The organism is Mesorhizobium sp. L103C119B0, from assembly GCF_000502235.1.
Lineage (GTDB): Bacteria > Pseudomonadota > Alphaproteobacteria > Rhizobiales > Rhizobiaceae > Mesorhizobium.
Genome location: NZ_AYXE01000027.1, coordinates 24,799 through 44,932, shown reverse-complemented (window position 1 = coordinate 44,932; position 20,134 = coordinate 24,799). Strand labels below are relative to the sequence as shown.

Genomic DNA, 20,134 nt, shown 5'->3' with positions numbered 1-20,134 from the left:
GCGAATAGGAACGGAAATCATGCCCGGTGACGATGTCGGGCCCGGCGCCAAGACGGCGGATCAAGGTGCCCAGGCCCATGCCCAGCGCCTGGACGCCGATCAGGTTCAGCTCCGGCGGTTGGGTGGAGCCGGCATGGCCAAACCACCAGCGCGCGTCGTATTCGCGAAAGCCGGACGCCTTGATCAGCGCTTCGGTTTCGAATTCGAAGCTGTTGGGCCGGGCGTCGCCTACGACTTTCAGGGGCAAGGCAGCAAAGCTCCAGATGGCGAAAACACGATCTATCGAGGCTGCGACTTAGCACATAAGGCTTTAAGCCGGGTTTATCCCGGGAGGGAAAGCCAAGCTTTGCGGCAATGCCCAACGAAAGCCAACGAAATGCGACAGAAGCGCTGCCATTGCCGCTTGCAGGAACGGTATGCGGCGGCTATAAGCCCGCGGTCTGGTCACGGAGTGTAGCGCAGCCTGGTAGCGCACCTCGTTCGGGACGAGGGGGTCGCAGGTTCAAATCCTGCCACTCCGACCAGAAAAAACAGACACTTAGGTGTTTGTTCTCCCGACCCACAAGATAGCTTGATGCAAACCGGCCGCGTCGGCGTTCGCTGTCAGCATGGTGTTTTGACGCGACAACCTTCCGCGCTACCTCGATAATAGGAATGCCGCCGAGACAGCGGCCGGAACGAGGTTTGCGGAAGATGAATTTGTTGATTTCAAGCCGGCTGTCAGCGCTGCTCGCTTTGTCCTTGGCGGCAGGCTGCTCATCGCTGGGCAGCGCGGTGAACCCGGCGAAATACGACAGCATGACATGCGCCGAGCTCAACAACGCGGTAGGCGATACCGCGCGCGACATCTCGCAAACCGCCATCACCCGCGGCAGGGTCACCAACACCAGCGTTCCCAACTGGCTGCTCGGCGGCAGGCGCGTGAAGAGCGCAGTGGCCAACCGTGAGACGGCCAGAATCGAACTGCTGAAGCAGCGGCAAGAGGCCATTGTCGCGACAAGAGCCAACAGATGTCCCAGGTCAGCGGGCTAAGCGAACTGGCCCTACCCTGACTATCTGCTCAACGTCACGCCTTAAGCACTCAGCCGGAAGCGCGTGACATCGATCGCCGCAGCCATCAGCGTCTGGGTGTAGTCGGCCTGCGGGTTGCTGAATATCTGTTCGGTCGGGCCTTCCTCGACGATCTTGCCCTGCCTCATGACGATGATGTAGTCGGCCATGGCGCGCACCACGGAGAGATCGTGGCTGATGAAGAGGTAGGATAGTTCGTGGTCGGCCTGCAGCTTGCGCAGCAATTCGACGATCTGCTTCTGCACCGAGCGGTCGAGCGCCGAAGTCGGCTCGTCCAGCACCACCAGTTTGGGCTTCAGGATCACGGCACGCGCGATGGCGATGCGCTGGCGTTGGCCGCCGGAGAATTCGTGCGGGTAGCGGTTGCGTGCGTTGGGATCGAGGCCGACCTCGAGCAAGGCCTCGACGGCGCGCTGATCGCGTTGCTTGCCTGACAGGTTCGGCTCATGCACCAGAAGCCCTTCGGTGATGATCTGGCCGACGGTCATGCGCGGCGACAGCGAGCCGAACGGATCCTGGAAGACGAGTTGCATCTCGCGCCGCAGCGGCCGCATCGCCTGGCGGTCGGCGGTGGAGATGTCGCGGTCGCCGAAGCGGATGACACCGTCGCTGGGCAACAGGCGCAGAAGTGCGCGGCCGAGCGTCGATTTTCCCGAACCGGACTCGCCGACGATACCGATGGTCTGGTTGCGCTTCAGCCGGATCGAAATGTGATCGACGGCGCGTAGCAGCAGCGGTTCGCCGGCAAGGAAGCCGCCGCCGATCTTGAAGGTCACTTCGACATTGCGGCCCTCCAGCAGCACCGGAGCGCTGGGCGGCGGCGCCGCCTTGGTGCCGGTCGGTTCGGCGGCCAGCAGCATTTTGGTATAGGCATGCTGCGGGTTGGCGAAAAGTGCTTCCGCCTCGCCTTCCTCGACCACCTCGCCATAGCGCATGACATAGACGCGGTCGGCAAAGCGCCGGACGATGCCGAGATCGTGGGTGATGAAGACGATGGCCATGCCGAGCTTGCGCTGCAATTCGGCGAGCAGCACCAGGATCTGCGCCTGGATGGTGACGTCGAGCGCCGTCGTCGGCTCGTCGGCGATCAGGATGTCGGGGTCGTTGGCCAATGCCATGGCGATCATGACGCGCTGGCGCTGGCCACCCGACATTTCGTGCGGATAGGATTTCATCCGCCGCTCGGGATCGGGGATATGCACCAGCCTGAGCAACTTGAGCGCCTCGTTCCGTGCCTCGGCTGCGTTCAGCCCGCGGTGCTTGCGGATCGGTTCGATAAGCTGGTTGCCGATCGAATAGAGTGGATCGAGCGAGGTCATCGGCTCCTGGAAGATCATGCTGATCTTGGCGCCGCGCACCTTGTTGAGGTCGCTCTTGGTCATGGTCAGAAGATTGCGGCCGCGATAGTCGACGTGACCCGTCGCCTCGCCATTGGACGCCAGCAGGCTCATCGCCGCCATCATGGTCTGGCTCTTGCCGGATCCGGATTCGCCGACCACGGCAACGGTTTCACCTGCCTTGACGTGGATGTTGATGCCCTTGACCGCTTCGACCGCGCCGTCGAGCGTGCGGAAGCGGACGCGAAGGTCCTTGACGCTGAGGATCGTTTCGGGCGCTTCCATCGCAACGGTCCCCATCTTATCGGTCCCCATCTTTATCCGTCCCATCTTCATCGGTCTCTTGGATCGAGCGCGTCGCGCAGGCCGTCGCCGACGAAGTTCAGCGCAAACAGCGTCGACACGAGGAAGAAGGCGGGGAACAAAAGCAGCCAGTTGGCGGTGCCGATGTTCTTGGCGCCGACCGAGATGAGCACGCCCCAGCTGGTCATCGGCTCCTGCACGCCAAGGCCGAGGAAGGACAGGAAGCTTTCCAGGATGATGACCTGCGGCACCAGCAGCGTCATGTAGATCACCACTGGTCCGAGCAGATTGGGGATGACATGGCGCAGCAGTATGCCGCGCTGGCCGACGCCCATGGCTTCGGCCGCCTGGACATACTCCTGCCGCCGGATCGACAGCGCCTGGCCGCGCACGATGCGCGCCATGTCGAGCCACAGCACCGCTCCCACCGCCAGGAACATCAGCACGAAGTTGCGGCCGAAGAACACCACCAGCATGATGACGAAGAAAATGAAGGGCAAGGAATAGAGCACGTCGACGATGCGCATCATCACCTCGTCGATCTTGCCGCCGGAAAAGCCTGCCGCCGCCCCGTAGAGGACGCCGATGACCACGGCGACAATGCCGGCAAGCAGGCCGATGGCCAGCGAGATGCGCCCTGCCATCAGCGTTCGCGAGAGAAGATCGCGACCGGTGTTGTCGGTGCCGAACAGGAAGTACTGCTGTTTGACCGACGCAGTCATAGTCAATTCGAGCCCGTCGGCCGATTTGCTCTCTATCTTGGTATCGTCGAAGGCATCGGAGCGGTCGAGATAGCGGATGTTGCGGTCGTCGATCGGTTTGGTCGAGGTGACGGTGACGGTGACGCGACTGCCGTCCAGTTTCCACTCCTTGATGTCGACGCGCATGCGCTTGATGGCATCCTTGAGCGCCGTCTCGATCATGTCGGGCTTCGGATAGGCTGAAAAGCTTGGCGGCGTGCGCACATAGTCGGCATAGATGGTGGTGTACTGATGCGGCACGAACCAGGGGCCGAAGATGCTGATGACGCCAATAAAGGCCAGGTAATAGAGGCTGAACATGGCGGCGCGGTTGGCTTTGAGGCGCGCCCATGCGTCGCCCCAGAGCGAGCGGCCGACGACGGCCGGCGGAGCGGCGGCGGCTGTGATGTCAGTCATAGCGTACCCTCAGTCATAGCGTACCCTCGGGTCGACGACCGCGTACATGACGTCGACGATCAGGTTGAAGACGATGGTGAAGAGCGCGATCACCACCACGGTCCCCATCACCAGCGTGTAGTCGCGGTTGAGCGCGGCATCGACGAAATAGCGGCCGACACCGGGAATGGAGAAGATGGTCTCGACGATGACCGAACCGGTGAGCAGCGCCGCGGCTGCCGGACCGGTGAAGGAAACGATCGGCAGGATGGCGCCGCGCAGCGCGTGCTTGACCACCACCGACCAGTCGGAGAGGCCGAGCGCACGCGCCGTTCGGATATGATGCGAACGCAAGCTCTCGATCATCGACCCGCGCATCAGGCGGGCAACGATGGCGATCTGCGGCAAGGCCAGCGTCAGCACCGGGCCGATCTTGTTGATCAATGCGCCATCACCCCAGCCGCCGATCGGCAACAGCTTCCAGGTCAATCCGAACACCAGCTGAATCACAGGAGCGATGACGAAGGTGGGGATAGTGCTGCCGGCGGTCGCCAGCGCAATCACCGTATAGTCGCCAAGCTTGTTCTGGTTGAGCGCGGCGATGGTGCCGAGCACCGAACCAAGCAGCAGCGCCAGGATCAGCGCCGAGGTGCCGAGCTGGACCGATATCGGCAGGCCCTTGGCAAACAGTTCGGTGACGGTGAAGTCAGGCAAATTGTAGCTCGGCCCGAAATTGCCGCGCAGGAGATTGCCGAGATAGTGGGCATATTGCAGCCAGAGCGGATCGTCGAGGCCGAACTGTGCTTCCAGATTGGCCCTGATCTCGGGACTGAGGCCCCGCTCCTGATTGAAGGGGCCGCCCGGTGCGACGCGTATCAGGAAGAACGCCATGGTCACGATGACGAACAGCGTCGGAATGGCGGTCAGAAGCCGCCGTAAGATGTATCGCAGCATCGGCGCCCCGCTTCGGCCAGAGCGACATACGTCCATGCGGACGCATTGCCACGCTCCGGCGCCAAATCTTCGCACCGGGCTTGCCGAAAATCGACCACGACTTTCGGACCGGTGCGATGACCGACCAGTCCGCCGCGCCCAAATGGGGCGCGGCGGTCCAGTCAAGGATGATTATCAGTCCTTGGAGACGAAGCGGGACGGATGGATGTCCATCACATTGTCATCGAAGCCATGCAGCTTCGAGGAAACGATATCGTGGAAGCTGTAGTAGAGAAGCGGAATGTTGCCGACGTCATCGACAAGGATGCGCTCGGCCTCAGTGAGGTCCTTCATGCGCTCTTCCGGCTTGCCGCCGGCAGCCGCGGCCTTGTCCATGGCCGCCTCATATGCCGGGCTGACGTAGTTCGAATAGTTGTTGCCGCTGGCCTTGCGGGTGATGCCGAGGAAGGTCTCGGGATCCTTGTAGTCGGCGATCCAGGCGGCACGCGCCACGTCGTAGTTGCCCTTCTGCTCGAGGAAGGAATAGTGGGTCTTGGTATCGGTGTTGAGCAGCGTGATCTCGACGCCAAGCGGCTTCAACTGTTCCTGGATGGAAACCGCGGTGTTCTTGTGGTTTTCCGAGGTGTTGTAGCGGATCTCCATCTTCAGCGGATGCTCGGGCGTATAGCCGAGTTTCTCAAGGATCTTCTTGGCGGCGTCCTCGCGGTCGATCTGCGGCATGTCGGCGTATTTGGCCATTGCCGGCGTGTAGCCGGCGATGCCCGGAGGCACCATCGAATAGCCAGGCAGCATGGAATTCTGCCAGACCTTTTCGGCCAGGAAGTCGCGGTCGATAGCCATCGAGATGGCGTTGCGCAGCTCGACATTGTCCCAGGGCGCCTTGTCGGTCTTGATCGCGTAATAATAGGTGCCGAGATACGGTCCGACGCGGACCTGATCGCCGAACTTGGTCTTGAGGTCAGCGAGCTGTTCGGTCGGCAGGTCGCCGTAGCTGTCGAGTTCGCCTGCCTCGAAGCGCTTCATCGCCGAAGAGCGGTCTTCGGTCGGGATGTAGTTGACGACGTCCATCTTGACGGTCGCGGCATCCCAGAATTTCGGATTCTTGACCAGCTTCATGTGGTCGTTGGGAATCCACTCGGCCAATGTATAGGCGCCGTTCGAAACGAGATTGCCCGCCTTGATCCAGTCGGCGCCGAGCTTGTCGATCGAGGCCTTGTTGACCGGGTAGGTAGCCTGGTGGGTCAGCATCTCCAGGAAGTATGGCGTCGGCGCCTTCAGCGTCACTTCCAGGGTGTTGGCGTCGATCGCCTTGACGCCCATGTCCTCGGGCTTGCCTTTCTTGGTGTTGACTTCCTCGGCGTTCTTCACGGGATAGAGCATGGAAGCGTATTCGGCGGCGGTCGCCGGATCCTCCAGCCTACGGAAGGAATAGACGAAGTCGTCCGCCGTCACCGGGCTGCCATCCGACCACAAGCCGTCCTTGCGCAGCTTGAAGGTGTAGACGGTGCCGTCATCAGATACCGTCCAGCTTTCGGCGGCGCCCGGGATGAGGTTCGTCTTCTGATCGTGCATGACCAGTCCCTGGAACAGGTCGCGTATGATATCGGCTTCGTAGACGGTCGAGGTCTTGTGCGGATCGACCGTCTCCGCTTCGGCGGCGCTGCCTCTGTTATAGACGGTCTCGGCAAGGGCCGGCGTCAGGAACGTGCCTGCGGCAAAGGTCATGGTCGCGGCGACAAGCGTCGCCTTCAGCATATTTTTCAGCATGAAGTCTCTCCCTGTGGCGCTGCCCATCGGCTGCGCCTTACGAGTGTTGACGCCCCGGAACCGATTTCTGGCCCCTTCGAGCGCGCCGCCGGTTCCCGTTCCGGCAGCTGGTGGCAGGAGACTAGACAGACGGAAATATTATTTCAACCGAGTCTTGCTTGACGCTAAGTGAGCATCCTCACCTTAAACCAGCCATAGCTAATCTATATTACAAGATCCAATTGGGTGCAGCTTGTGGTTGTCCTGTAATTTTGGTTTTGCCCTCAGCAGTTGTCATTAGCGCAACCATCTGGAAAAATTCCAGGAATGCCGTTCGTGGCCAAGCTCGACGAAAGTACCGAAGAAGCCCGAAAATGAAAAATGTGGCGCCGGTGACGTTGCGCGGATCACTCGGCATGGTTGCATGCGGACACGATCTTTGTTGACGCCGGACGGCGTCCCTGAAAGATCAGCCTACCTTGCCGACAAACCAGCCCAGGGCCGGCAGCAACAGCCCCTCCTCCTGCAGGACGGCACCGCCACCCAGAGCGATCGCCTCGACAAGCTGGAGATCCGGCGGCAGCCGCCAGTCGGCCGGCTTGTCGGCGAAATTGAAGACGCAGAGCAATATCTCGTCCTCGCCCTGCCGGATGAAGGCAAGGACATCGCCGTCGGTATCGAGAAAGCGGATCGGGCCCTTGACCAGCGCCAGATGCGCCTTGCGCAAGGCAAGCATCGTCCGGTAGCCGGCGAGCACGGACTTGTCGTCGGCGTTCTGGATATCGACCGCCCGAGCGCGGTGGCTTTCCGGCACCGGCAGCCAGGGTTTTCCCGAAGAAAAACCGGCATTGTCGGCGCCCGCCTCCCACACCATCGGTGTGCGGCAGCCGTCCCTGCCCTTGACCCCCGGCCAGAAACGGATGCCGACGGGATCGCGCAGATCCTCAAAGGTCAGTTCCGCCTCCTCCAGCCCAAGCTCTTCGCCTTGGTAGAGACAGATCGAGCCGCGCAGGCAGGAGAGCAAAGCGATAGCGAATGTCGCCACCGCATCTGGATCGCCCTCCGGCCGCGTCCAGCGGCTGACATGGCGCACGACATCGTGGTTGGAGAACGCCCAGCAGACCCAGCCGTCGGCGACAGCTGCCTCGAAGGCCTCGACACAGCCGCGCACATGGGCGGCTGAGAATTGCGGGCCGAGCAGGTCGAAGGTGTAGCACATGTTGAGCTTGTCGCCGCCGGATGTGTAGGCGGCCAGCGTCTGCAGCGAGCGGCCTTCGTCGCCGACCTCGCCGACACTGGCGCGGCCGTCATATTCGTCGAGCAAAGCGCGGAAGCGCCTGAGGAAACCGAGGTTTTCCGGTTGCGTCTTGTCGAACAAGTGCTCCTGGAAGAGATAGGTGTTGGTTTCGCCATTGGTGCCGGCGACGCTCGACGCCAGCGGCGGATTGCTGCGCAGCCAGCGGTCATGGACATAGTAGTTGACCGTATCCAGGCGGAAGCCGTCGACGCCGCGCTCGAGCCAGAACCGCACCGTCTCCAGCAACGCGTCCTGAACCTCAGGATTGTGGAAGTTGAGGTCTGGCTGCGAGGCGAGGAAATTGTGCATGTAGTATTGCCGGCGGGTGGCGTCCCATTCCCAGGCCGGGCCGCCGAAAACCGACAGCCAGTTGTTGGGCGCGTTGCCGTCCGGCCTGGTGTCGGCCCAGACATACCAGTCGGCCTTGGGATTATCCTTGCTGGCACGGCTCTCTACAAACCATTCGTGCTTGTCGGAGGAGTGCGACAACACCTGATCGATGATCACCTTCAGGCCGAGCCTGTGCGCCTCGGCAACCAGCGCGTCGAAGTCGTCGAGCGTGCCGAACATCGGATCGACCGCCTGATAGTCGGAGACGTCGTAGCCCATATCGGCCATTGGCGACTTGAAGAAGGGCGACAGCCAGACGGCGTCGACGCCGAGCGAGGCGACGTGCGCCAGCCGTGAGGTGATGCCTGAGAGGTCGCCGCTGCCGTCGCCGGTGGTGTCCTGGAAGGAGCGAGGATAGATCTGGTAGATGACGCAGCCGCGCCACCAGTCGGCGCGCTGTTCGGCTCCCGGCTGGGCATTGTCGTCGGCCATCACGGACCCTTCCTGGCGCGGGCCTTTGCGGTCCGGCGCTCGATCATGAAACTGACACTGCGGCCGGGCAGCGGCCACGCGAGGTCGACCGCTTGCGCTTCAACAGCCGGCTGCCATTCAAACCCTTGCCGCGCGGGCAGCGTGAAGACGCATTGGCGGCGATCGCCATTGACGATCACAGCCAGGCGGCCTTCCCCGCCATCGCCGAGCAGCATGACGAGGCGATGGCGCGAGCCATCGTTCCAGTCGGCTTCGCCGAGTGGCGCGCCGGTCTCGGTCAGCCACGCGACGTCGGGCACATCAGAACCGTCCGGCGGCTCTCCGGTCAGGAAGCGCGTATCGGAAAGCGCCGGCACCGCGCCGCGCAGAGCTGCGAGCGCCGACACACGGGCTTCCAGCCCGACGTCGCGCCCGGCCCAGTCGAGCCAGGTGATGGCGTTGTCCTGCGCATAGGCGTTGTTGTTGCCCCCTTGTGTGCGGCCGAATTCATCGCCCGCCGTCAGCATGATGGTGCCGCGCGAGGCAAACAGAGTGGCGAGCAGCGCGAAGCGATCATGGGAACGGGCCTCGGCAATCGCCTTGTCCGAGGTTTCGCCCTCGACGCCGTTGTTCCAGGACAGGTTCTCATTGTGGCCGTCGCGGTTCTTCTCGCCATTGGCCTGGTTGTGTTTGGCTTCATAGGCGACGATATCGGCCAGCGTCATGCCATCGTGTGCGGCGATGTAGTTGACCGTGCGGCTGGCGGATTGGCCCTCCCTGCCGAACACATCGGAGGAGCCGGCGAGCCTTGTCGCCAGCGCACCGACCGTGCCGGCATCGCCGCGCCAGAAGCGCCTGACGTCGTCGCGGTAGCGGTCGTTCCATTCGAGGTAAGGCGGCCGGAAATTGCCGAGCTGATAGCCATTCGGGCCGATGTCCCAGGGCTCGGCGATCAGCACCCTGTCGGCAAGGATGGGATCGGTTGCGATGGTTTCGAGCAACGGGGCTGCCGGATCGAATGCGCCATCGACGCGACCGAGGACCGGCGCCAGGTCGAAGCGGAAACCGTCGACGCCGGCATGGCGGACGAAATGGCGCAGCGTGTCGAGTACCATGTCGCGAACGACCGGATGGTCGCAGGCAATGGTATTGCCGGTGCCGGTATCGTTGGCCAACCTGCCGTCCGGCTCGCTGCGGTAGTAGGCTTGATTGTCGAGGCCGCGCAGCGACAGCGTCGGCCCGAGCCGGTCACTTTCGCCGGTATGATTGAAGACGAGATCGAGGATGGTGCCAATGCCGGCCTTGTGCAGCGCCGCCACCGTATCGCGCAATTCGGCGATACCGCCGGGCGCCAGCCGCGGATCGAGCGCCATGAAGGTGACGGGGTTGTAGCCCCAGGCGTTGCTGAGGCCGAGCGGCGGCAGATGACGCTCATCGATCCATGCCGTCACGGGCATTAGCTCAACGGCGGAGACGCCGATCTTTCTGAGGTGTTCGAGGATGGCCGGATGCGCAAGTGCCGCAATGGTGCCGCGCTGCGCTTCGGGCACGTCCGGATGCTGCTTCGTAAAAGACCGGACATTGAGCTCGTAGATCAGGCCGCCTGGCTTGAAGACCGGCGGCAACAGGGCCACCGGTTCCGGCAGCGCAACTACGACCGCCTTCGGCATGAGCGGGGCGGTGTCGGCGCCTTCGTTGCGTTTGGCGGTGAGCCGCCAGTGATACTGGTACGGTCGGTCGATTTCGACGGCGTAGGGATCGGTCAGCAGCTTGTCGGGATCGAACCACAGGCCTCGTTCGGGCGCATAGTCGCCATCGGCGCGCAAGCCGTAGCAGGTGCCGGCAGCGAGGCCGGCGACGAACAGCGCATAGACGCCCTCGCCTTCCGGCTGGAGTTCGAGCCGGTCGATTTCACGGGCGCCGGTGACGTCGAAGATCGACACCCAGAGCCGCCGCGCCGAGGACGACCAGGCGGCAAAACGGATGCCTTCGGGAGTGACCGTTGCGCCGAGTTGGGTCATCGGCGCATCCTCCACCCTCCCCCTTGTGGGGAGGGTCGCGAACGAAGTGAGCGGGGTGGGGGTCGGCGCGGGGAAAGCGCTTTACGAGCACCCCCAACCCGATCCGCTGCGCGGATCGACCCTCCCCACAAGGGGGAGGGTAAAGACGTCACCACCCTCAAGTAATCACGCTCGGCTTGTTGCGCCCGGTGTGGCTCTTGATCCCGGCGATATCATCGGCAGCCGCGATCAGGTCAGCGAGCGCCTCTTGCGTGTCGAGATCATGCCGCGCTCTGTCCGGCTCGTAGCGCTCGATGTAGACGCGCAGCGTAGCACCCGACGTGCCGGTGCCGGACAAACGAAACACGACACGCGAGCCGCCTTCGAACAGGATGCGGATGCCCTGGTTCTTGCTCACCGAACCGTCGACGGGATCGTGATAGGCGAAGTCGTCGGCATTGGCGATCTTCAGTCCGCGCACGCTGGTGCCGGGCAGCGAAGCGAGCTTGGCGCGCAACTCGTCGACCAGGGCGTTGGCGCGCTCGGTTTCGACCTCCTCATAGTCATGACGTGAATAGTAATTGCGGCCGTAGGTCGCCCAATGTTCGGTGACGACGTCCTTGCAGCTTTCGCCGCGCACGGCCAGGATGTTCAGCCACAACAGCACCGCCCACAGCCCGTCCTTTTCACGGACATGGTTCGAGCCGGTGCCGGCGCTTTCCTCGCCGCAGATCGTTGCCATGCCGGCATCGAGCAGATTGCCGAAGAACTTCCAACCGGTCGGCGTCTCGTAGATGCCGATGCCGAGCTGTTCGGCGACGCGGTCGGCAGCGCCGCTGGTCGGCATCGAGCGGGCGATGCCTTTGAGGCCGTCCTTGTAGCCCGGCGCCAATTGCGCATTGGCGGCAAGCATGGCCACCGAATCCGACGGGGTGACGAAAATACCCTTGCCGATGATGAGATTGCGGTCACCGTCGCCGTCGGAAGCGGCGCCGAAATCGGGCGCATCCGGTCCCATCATCTCGTCATAGAGATGCTTGGCGTGGACCAGGTTCGGATCCGGGTGATGGCCGCCAAAATCCGGCAGCGGCTTGTAGTTGCGGCAGGTGCCATTCTCCGCGCCGAGCCGGCGCTCGAGGATTTCCTTGGCATACGGGCCGGTGACCGCATGCATGGCGTCGAAGCGCATGCGGAAGCCGTATTTGAAATTGGCGCGGATGGCGTCGAAGTCGAACAGGCTCTCCATCAATTCGGCATAGTCGGTGACCGGGTCGATAATCTCGACCGCCATGCCGCCGGCGGTCACCGTGCCGATCTTGTCGATGTCGATCTGGTCGATGTCAACGGTCTTGAAGCTCGAAATCGTCTTGGTCTTTTCGAAGATCGCGTCGGTCAGCTTTTCCGGCGCCGGGCCGCCATTGCCGGCATTGTACTTGATGCCGAAATCCTCGTGCGGGCCGCCCGGATTGTGACTGGCCGACAGGATGATGCCGCCGAAGGTCTTGTATTTGCGGATGACATGCGACGCCGCCGGCGTCGACAATATGCCGCCCTGCCCGACCATCACCTTGCCGAAGCCGTTGGCCACCGCCATGGCGATGGCCTTCTGGATGACCTCGCGGTTGTAGAAGCGGCCGTCGCCGCCGATCACCAGCGTCTTGCCCTCAAAGCCCTCCAGCGCGTCGAAGATCGACTGGATGAAGTTCTCGGCATAGTGCTCCTGCTGAAAGACAGGCACCTTCTTGCGCAGGCCGGACGTGCCGGGTTTCTGGTCGAGATAGGGTTTGGTGGCGACGGTCCGGATCATGCTTCAGGCAACCCTTTTCGAAAGCAGCAGGCGGTAGAGTTCAACGTATTTGTCGGCGCTCTTGTCCCAGGAGACATCGGCCTTCATGCCCTGGCGCTGGATCTGTTCCCAGACGGCCGGGCTCGAATGCGCATCGACCAGCCGGCGGATGGCGTGCAGCATGGCGCCGCCACTATTGGGCGCGAACTGGAAGCCGGTGGCGACACCGGCCGAGATCGCTGCTTCATTGGCGTCGATGATGGTGTCGGCAAGGCCGCCGGTGCGGGCGACGACCGGCACGCAGCCATAGCGTAGGCCGTAAAGCTGGGTCAGCCCGCAAGGCTCGAAGCGCGACGGGATGACGATGGCGTCGCAGCCGCCCTGCATGGTGTGGGAAAGCCCCTCGTCATAGCCGACGACGACGCCGACACGGCCGCGATGGCGGGCGGTGGCAGCCAGCAGCGCGCCTTCCAGGCCGGCGTCGCCTGAGCCGAGGATCGCCAGCCGCGCGCCGGTGGCGACGACGCCGTCGACCACAGCCGCCAGTATGTCCATGCCCTTCTGCCAGGTCAGCCGGCTGACGACGCAGACGATCGGACTGTCATCGCGCTCGAGGCTGAAGCGGTCCTCGACAACCGCCCGGTTGGGAAGCCGAGCCTTGAGCGTCGCGGCGGAGTAGGCCGACACCAGATGCTTGTCGGTCTCCGGGTTCCAGATGTCGGTGTCGATGCCGTTGACGATGCCGTAGAGGTCGGAAGAGCGCATGTTGATCAGGCCGTCGAGGCCCATGCCGAATTCCGGCGAGCGGATTTCCTGGGCATAGGTGGGGCTCACCGTGGTGATCGCCCAGGCCGCCTGCAGGCCGGCCTTGAGGAAGCCGACGCCGCCATAATATTCGACGCCGTCAAGCGCCATCGCCGCGGCCGGCAAGCCGAGCTCGCCAAAAATGCCGGCGCCGAACTGACCCTGGAAGGCAAGGTTGTGAACCGTGATCAGCGACGGCACGCCGACCGCCTTGCCGTAGCGCATATAGGCCAGCGTCATCGCCGACTGCCAGTCATGGGCGTGGACGAGATCCGGCTGGTAGCCGGAAATGGCGCCGCCGGCGATATCGCCACCGACCTGGCTCAGCGCAGCAAAACGCCGCCAATTGTCGGGCCAATCGGCGCCGGCCGCGTTGCCGTAAGGGCCGCCGGGACGGTCGTAGAGATGCGGCGCGTCGAGCACGAACAGGTCGAGCCCGGCGATCTTGACGGCATGGACCGAAGCCTTGCCGCCCTGCAGCAGCGGGTATTGGTAGACAGCCTTCTTTTTCTTGAAGGCGTCCATCACCTGGGGAAAGCCGGGGATGAGCGTGCGCATGGTCACGCCCTTGGCGGCCAGCGCGATCGGCAATGCGCCGGTCACGTCGGCAAGTCCGCCGGTCTTGATCAGCGGGAATATCTCGGGCGTGACCGACAGAACCTGCATGCGTTTATGGTACCCCGTCTTACAGCTTCAGCTTGTCGATCATGTCCTGCGTGACCAGGCAGATGCCCTTTTCCGAAACCCGGAAACGCTTGGCGTCGAGAACAGGGTCTTCGCCAACCACCAGCCCTTCCGGTATCCTTACACCGTGGTCGATGACGACGCGCTTCAACTTTGCGTTCCGGCCGACATGAACGTCGGGCAGCATGACGACCTCTTCCAGCGTCGAATAGGAGTTGATGCGCGCCCCGGTGAAGATCAAGCTGCGCTTCAGCGAAGCACCCGAGACGATGCAATCGCCTGAGACCAGCGAGGAGACGGCCGAACCGCGCCGGCCATCCTCGTCATGCACGAACTTTGCCGGCGGCTTCAATTCGGCATAGGTCCAGATCGGCCAGTCGCGGTCGTAGAGGTCGAGTTCGGGAGTAATATCGGTCAGGTCGATATTGGCTTCCCAGTAGGCGTCGACGGTGCCGACATCGCGCCAATAGGCCTCGTTCTCGGCCGTCGAGCGCACGCAGGATTTGGCGAAGCGATGCGCGATCGCCTTACCGTGCTGTACGATGTAGGGGATGATGTCCTTGCCGAAGTCGCGGCTTGAACCCGGCTCGGCGGCATCGCGGCGCAGCTGCTCCATCAGGAACTTGGTCTTGAAGACATAGATGCCCATCGAAGCCAGCGCGAATTCCGGCTTGTCGGGAATGCCGGGCGGGTCGGCGGGCTTTTCGACGAACGCGATGATGTTGTCCTTGCCGTCGACATGCATGACACCGAAGCCGGTCGCTTCCAAGCGCGGCACTTCGAGGCAACCAACAGTGACGTCGGCATTGGCGTCGACGTGCTGGCGCAGCATCAGCTCGTAGTCCATCTTGTAGATATGGTCGCCGGCTAGGATCACCATATATTCAGGGCCATAGGCCTCGATGATGTCGATGTTCTGGTAGACGGCGTCGGCGGTGCCTTCATACCACTGGGTTTCCGAGACACGCTGCGAGGCCGGCAGGATGTCGAAGCTTTCGTTTCGCTCCGGGCGCAGGAAGTTCCAGCCGCGCTGCAGGTGGCGGATCAGCGAATGCGCCTTGTACTGGGTGGCGACACCGAGGCGACGAATGCCGGAATTCAGCGCATTGGACAGCGCGAAATCGATGATGCGCGTCTTGCCGCCGAAATAGACAGCCGGCTTGGCGCGGCGGTCGGTCAATTCCTTGAGCCGGCTGCCGCGGCCGCCGGCCAGCACATAGGCCATGGCATCGCGCGCCAGCGGCTGGGTTCTCTTCAAGTCTGCCATTTTTACCCTCCCAAATTACCAGTCTGGAGCATCGCCCGGTCCGCAACGAGTCGACGGACCTAATCCGAAACGAGTTGACGGACCTAGTCCGCAACGAGTTCAAGCATGATCGTCGACAGCGGCGGCAAAAGCATCGTTGCCGAAATGCCTCCTCCTTCAGCCCTGGCTTCGACCACACCGCCATTGCCCTTGCCCGAACCACCATAGTCCGAAGCGTCGGTGTTGATGATTTCGCGCCATTTGCCGACCTTGGGCAATGGCACGCGATAATTGTCGCGCGGCACCGGTGTGAAGTTGGAAATGACGGCGATCGGGTTGCCGCCGGGCGCGCTGCGCAGCCAGGCGAAGACCGAGTTTTCCTTGTCGTCGACGATCAGCCAGGAAAAGCCGTCCGGTTCGCAGTCGCGCGCATGCAGCGCCGGGCGCGAGCGGTAGAGATAGTTGAGGTCGCGCACCGTCTGCCAGACGCCGCGATGCGGGTGGAAGTCGAGCAGGTTCCAGTCGAGCGCGCGCGCCTCGCTCCACTCGCGGCGCTGGGCGAATTCCTGGCCCATGAACAACAGCTTCTTGCCGGGATAGCCCCACATGAAGGCATAGAAGGCGCGCAAAGTCGCGAACTTCTGCCAGTCGTCGCCGGCCATCTTGCCGAGCAGCGTGCCCTTGCCGTGCACGACCTCGTCATGGGACAGCGGCAGCACGAAATTCTCGGAAAAGGCGTAGGTCAGGCCGAAGGTCAGGTCGTTGTGGTGATGTTTGCGGAAGATCGGCTCCTTGGCGAAATACTCCAGCGTGTCGTGCATAAAGCCCATGTTCCATTTGAAGCCGAAGCCCAGCCCGCCTTCATGCACCGGCGCCGAGACCTTCGGCCATGAGGTCGATTCCTCGGCGATGGTCATCACGCCGGGATGGTGGCCGTAGACCTCCTTGTTCATCTTCTGCAGGAAGGACACCGCTTCGAGGTTTTCGCGGCCGCCCTTCTCGTTGGGGATCCATTCGCCGGCCTTGCGCGAATAATCGAGGTAGAGCATCGAGGCCACCGCATCGACGCGCAAACCGTCGACATGGTATTTCTCGGCCCAGAACAGCGCGTTGTTGACGAGGAACGACACCACCTCGCGGCGGCCGAAATTGTAGATCGCGGTGTTCCAGTCGGGATGAAAACCCTTGCGCGGATCGGCATGCTCGTAGAGTGCGGTGCCGTCGAAATTGGCGAGGCCATGCGCGTCGACCGGGAAATGCGCCGGCACCCAGTCGAGGATGACGCCGACGCCGGCGCGGTGCGCACCGTCGACGAAACGGGCGAAGCCGTCGGGGTCGCCGAAGCGCGCCGAGGGGGCATAAAGTCCGGTTGTCTGATAACCCCATGACGGGTCATAGGGATGTTCGGAGATCGGCAGGAACTCGATGTGGGTGAAGCCGGTCTCGACAGCATAGGGGATAAGCTGGTTGGCGAGTTCGTCCCATGACAGGAAGCTGCCATCATCGTGCTGCTGCCACGAACCGGCATGGACCTCGTAGATCGATATGGCTTCCCGCCGCGGATCGGCCTTTCGCCAGTAAGCGCGATGCGCTTCGTCCCCCCATTCATGCGCCGGCGGCACCGCCGTCACTGAGGCTGTGGCCGGGCGCAGTTCAGACTTGAAGGCGAACGGATCGGCCTTGAGCGGCAGGCGCACGCCGTCGGGGGCAATGATCTCGTATTTGTAGGGGTGGCCGGCGCCGATATCGGGAATGAACAGCTCCCAGATGCCGGTGTCGCGGCGGTCGCGCATCGTATGGCGGCGGCCGTCCCATTCGTTGAAGTCGCCGACCACGGAGACGCGCCTTGCATTGGGCGCCCAGACGGCGAAATGGACGCCCGACGCGCCTTCATGGTCGAGGAGATGGGCGCCGAGCTTGTCGAACAGCCTGAGGTGCGACCCTTGCGCGATATAGTAGTCGTCCATCGGGCCGAGCACCGGGCCGAAGGAATAGGGATCGGTCAGCCACCAGTCGCCGCCGGCATTTTTGGCGTGATAGCGCAGCGGCTGACGCTTCTTGATCGACAGTCTGCCTTCGAAGAAACCGGCGTCGTCGCGCCGCGTGAGTTCGCCGGCGTTCTTGCCGGCCAGCGTGTATGCGGTGACGAACTCGGCATTGGGGACGAAGCAGCGGGCAACCAGGCTCTTGCCGGCATCATGCACGCCCAGGATTGCAAAAGGATCGCCATGCGTGCCTGCAACAATTGCGGCGACATCGCCGGCTGACGCCAGCCCGTCCGACCCGCTCGTCGTCGCGGTCGCGCGCGGTTTCTTCATCAGGCGGTGTCCCTCCCTGGGAACCAGTTCTTGTGCACAAGACCCGTTGCTCGTGGCCTCATGCAATCATATCAGGCGGGCACGTTCCAGATTTCTTTCGCATATTGGCGGATCGTGCGATCGGAAGAGAACCAGCCGACGCGGGCAACGTTGCGGATAGCGCGCGCGTACCAATCGGGGCTGTTGCGCCAGACGGCGTCGACATCGCGCTGGGCGGCGGCATAGGCGTCGAAATCCGCCGCCACCATGAACCAGTCGCTGTTGTAAAGACCGTCGACCAGCTCGCGGTAGCGATCCGGCTGGTCGGGCGAGAACACGCCCGACGATACTGCGGCAACAGCCTGCGCCAATTCAGGGGAGCCCTCGATCACGGCGCGCGGGTTGTAGCCATTGCTGCGCCGCTCGGCGACTTCCGCCGTGCTCAGGCCGAAGATGAAGATGTTGTCGTCGCCGACGCATTCCTTGATCTCGACATTGGCGCCGTCGAGCGTGCCGATGGTCAAGGCGCCGTTCAGCGCGAACTTCATGTTGCCGGTGCCCGACGCCTCCATGCCGGCAGTCGAAATCTGCTCGGACAGGTCGGCGGCCGGCATCATCACCTCGGCCAGGCTGACATTGTAGTTCGGCACGAACACCACTTTCAGCAGCCCGCGCACCGACGGGTCGCTGTTGATGACCTTGGCGACGTCGTTGGCCAGTTTGATGATCAGCTTGGCATTGTGGTAGCTGGGCGCCGCTTTGCCGCCGAAAAATTTGACGCGTGGCATCCAGTCCAGCTCGGGATGCGAGCGGATCTGGTCGTAGAGCGCGATAGCTTCCAGGATGTTGAGCAACTGGCGCTTGTATTCGTGGATGCGCTTGACCTGGATGTCGAACAGCGCCGACGGGTCGAGCTTGATGCCGAGCCGGTCGGCGACCAGTTTGGCGAGCTTGACCTTGTTGGAGCGCTTGACGGCGGCGAACTTGTCGCGGAAGGCGGAGTCACCGGCAAAGGCTTCGAGCCCCTTGATGGCGTCGATGTCGTCGAGGAAACGGTCCCCGATCGCCGCGCGGGTGAGCGCGGTGAGGCCTGGATTGCACTGGATCAGCCAGCGCCGTGGCGTGATGCCGTTGGTCTTGTTGTTGATGCGATCGGGATAGAGCTTGTGGAGATCGGCAAACACCGTCTCCTTCATCAGTTCGGTGTGCAACGCCGACACGCCATTGATCGAGTGCGAGCCGACAAAGGCCAGGTTACCCATGCGCACGCGGCGGTCGCCATTTTCCTGGATCAGCGAGATGTGGCTGATCTGCTCATTGGAAAACTGGTTGGTGGCGCGGGCCTCAAGCAAAACCTGCGCATTGATGGCGTAGACGATCTGCATGTGGCGCGGCAAAAGCCGCTCGAACAGCGGCACCGGCCAGCTTTCCAGCGCCTCTGGCAGCAGCGTGTGGTTGGTGTAGCCGAAGGTGCGCTTGGTGATGTCCCAGGCCTGGTCGAAATCCATGCCATGGACGTCCATCAGCAGGCGCATCAGCTCTGGCACGGCGATCGCCGGATGGGTGTCATTGAGATGGATCGCCGCCTTGTCGGGCAGCGAGGCGAGATCGCCATACTGGCTGAGATGGCGCTGGACGATGTCCTGCAGCGATGCGGTGGAGAAGAAATATTCCTGCCGCAGCCGCAGTTCCTGGCCGGCCTTGTGGGAATCGGCGGGGTAAAGCACGCGCGACAAGGCATCGGCCTTGTTGCTTTCGGCCAGCGCGCCGATGTGGTCGCCGGCGTTGAACTTGTCGAGCAGGATCGGATCGACCGGCATGCCGGACCAAAGCCGCAGCGTGTTGACGCGGTTGGCCCGCCAGCCAACCACCGGGGTGTCGTAGGCGACGGCCTGGACATGCTCGGTCGGCTTCCAGACGTGACGTTCGAGCCGGCCATCCTTGGAGGTGATCGATTCCACCGAGCCGCCGAAGCCGACTTCGAAGGCGCGTTCGCGGCGCTCGAACTCCCAGGGGTTGCCGTGGTCGAGCCAGGTTTCGGGCAGTTCGACCTGCCAGCCGTCATGGATCTCCTGGCGGAACATGCCGTTGGCGTAGCGAATGCCGTAGCCATGCGCGGGAATGTCGACGGTCGCCATGCTTTCCATGAAGCAGGCGGCGAGCCGGCCGAGACCGCCATTGCCGAGCGCTGCATCCGGTTCGAGCCCGGCGATGAGGTCGAGGTCGACGCCCAGCGACTTGAGCGCTTCTCGCATATTGTCCATCAGGCCGAGATTGGAGAAGGCATCGCGCATCAGCCGGCCGATGAGGAATTCGAGCGACAGGTAATAGACGCGCTTTTCCTGCTGGGCGTAGGCCTCCTGCGTCGCCTGCATCCAGTGATCGACGATGCGGTCGCGCACGACCTTGATCGAGGCTGTCAGCCAATCATATTGCGTGGCAACGGAGGTGCCTTTGCCGACCCGGTATTTGAGAGCCAGCAAGACTTCGTCGGCCAGCGTCTTGGGATCGGGTATTTCGAGATCGGGGGCTTTGGCTGTCATTGTTCGCGTCATACTGCCTCTCGTGATCGTGCTGCGATCATACCGGCTTTCGCTCTCAGTCCCAGCCTATCCTAGTGCATCGCAACATACGTTCAATCGATTTAGACCAGCATGCCGCCAGTTCCCCTG

12 protein-coding genes, 1 tRNA gene and 1 pseudogene are annotated in these 20,134 nt (G+C 62.9%); 2 read left to right on the top strand and 12 right to left on the bottom strand.

Going from position 1 to position 20,134, the window contains the following annotated elements; translation table 11 throughout:
• Positions 1-247 (bottom strand): annotated as a pseudogene (locus X728_RS0136365) (phosphomannomutase/phosphoglucomutase); the annotation flags it as partial.
• Positions 248-447: 200 nt separating this feature from the next.
• Between X728_RS0136365 and X728_RS138445 the strand changes: the two are divergent.
• Positions 448-524: transfer RNA gene (locus tag X728_RS138445), tRNA-Pro, on the top strand.
• A gap of 169 nt (positions 525-693) precedes the next feature.
• Positions 694-1,032 (top strand): hypothetical protein, encoded by a 339-nt coding sequence (locus tag X728_RS138450; protein WP_023833077.1) that lies wholly within the window; start codon positions 694-696, stop codon positions 1,030-1,032.
• Between the two features lie 41 nt (positions 1,033-1,073).
• Here X728_RS138450 and X728_RS138455 read toward each other — a convergent pair whose 3' ends face one another.
• The 11 genes from X728_RS138455 to X728_RS138505 form a co-directional block, all read right to left on the bottom strand.
• Positions 1,074-2,693, bottom strand: a complete 1,620-nt coding sequence (locus X728_RS138455) for an ABC transporter ATP-binding protein (RefSeq protein ID WP_023833076.1) — start codon at positions 2,691-2,693, stop codon at positions 1,074-1,076.
• Positions 2,694-2,740: 47 nt separating this feature from the next.
• Positions 2,741-3,868, bottom strand: coding sequence for an ABC transporter permease subunit (locus X728_RS138460; protein ID WP_023670736.1), 1,128 nt, complete (start codon positions 3,866-3,868; stop codon positions 2,741-2,743).
• Between the two features lie 9 nt (positions 3,869-3,877).
• Positions 3,878-4,801, bottom strand: coding sequence for an ABC transporter permease subunit (locus X728_RS138465; protein WP_023684574.1), 924 nt, complete (start codon positions 4,799-4,801; stop codon positions 3,878-3,880).
• Positions 4,802-4,975: 174 nt separating this feature from the next.
• On the bottom strand, positions 4,976-6,568 hold the full coding sequence (locus X728_RS138470; protein WP_023833075.1) for a peptide ABC transporter substrate-binding protein: 1,593 nt from the start codon (positions 6,566-6,568) through the stop codon (positions 4,976-4,978).
• 448 nt (positions 6,569-7,016) lie between these two features.
• Entirely contained in the window at positions 7,017-8,666 is a 1,650-nt protein-coding gene (locus tag X728_RS138475) for an alpha-glucosidase family protein (RefSeq protein WP_023833074.1), read from the bottom strand.
• On the bottom strand, positions 8,666-10,666 hold the full coding sequence (glgX, locus tag X728_RS138480) for a glycogen debranching protein GlgX (RefSeq protein WP_023833073.1): 2,001 nt from the start codon (positions 10,664-10,666) through the stop codon (positions 8,666-8,668). Before glgX ends, X728_RS138475 begins: the two co-directional genes overlap by 1 nt.
• Before the next feature lie 157 nt (positions 10,667-10,823).
• Complete coding sequence (locus tag X728_RS138485; protein WP_023833072.1) at positions 10,824-12,452, bottom strand: alpha-D-glucose phosphate-specific phosphoglucomutase; 1,629 nt, start codon at positions 12,450-12,452, stop codon at positions 10,824-10,826.
• Positions 12,453-12,455: 3 nt separating this feature from the next.
• The gene (gene glgA / locus X728_RS138490; protein WP_023692759.1) at positions 12,456-13,901 is read right to left on the bottom strand and encodes a glycogen synthase GlgA; all 1,446 of its coding nucleotides are present in this window, start codon (positions 13,899-13,901) and stop codon (positions 12,456-12,458) included.
• A 19-nt stretch (positions 13,902-13,920) separates the two neighbouring features.
• Positions 13,921-15,186 carry a glucose-1-phosphate adenylyltransferase gene (gene glgC / locus X728_RS138495; RefSeq protein ID WP_023715696.1) on the bottom strand — a complete coding sequence of 422 codons (1,266 nt, stop codon included), beginning with the start codon at positions 15,184-15,186 and terminating at the stop codon, positions 13,921-13,923.
• An 83-nt stretch (positions 15,187-15,269) separates the two neighbouring features.
• Positions 15,270-17,483, bottom strand: a complete 2,214-nt coding sequence (gene glgB / locus X728_RS138500) for a 1,4-alpha-glucan branching protein GlgB (protein WP_023833071.1) — start codon at positions 17,481-17,483, stop codon at positions 15,270-15,272.
• A 71-nt stretch (positions 17,484-17,554) separates the two neighbouring features.
• On the bottom strand, positions 17,555-20,017 hold the full coding sequence (locus tag X728_RS138505) for a glycogen/starch/alpha-glucan phosphorylase (RefSeq protein ID WP_023833070.1): 2,463 nt from the start codon (positions 20,015-20,017) through the stop codon (positions 17,555-17,557).
• Between the last annotated feature and the right edge of the window lie 117 nt (positions 20,018-20,134).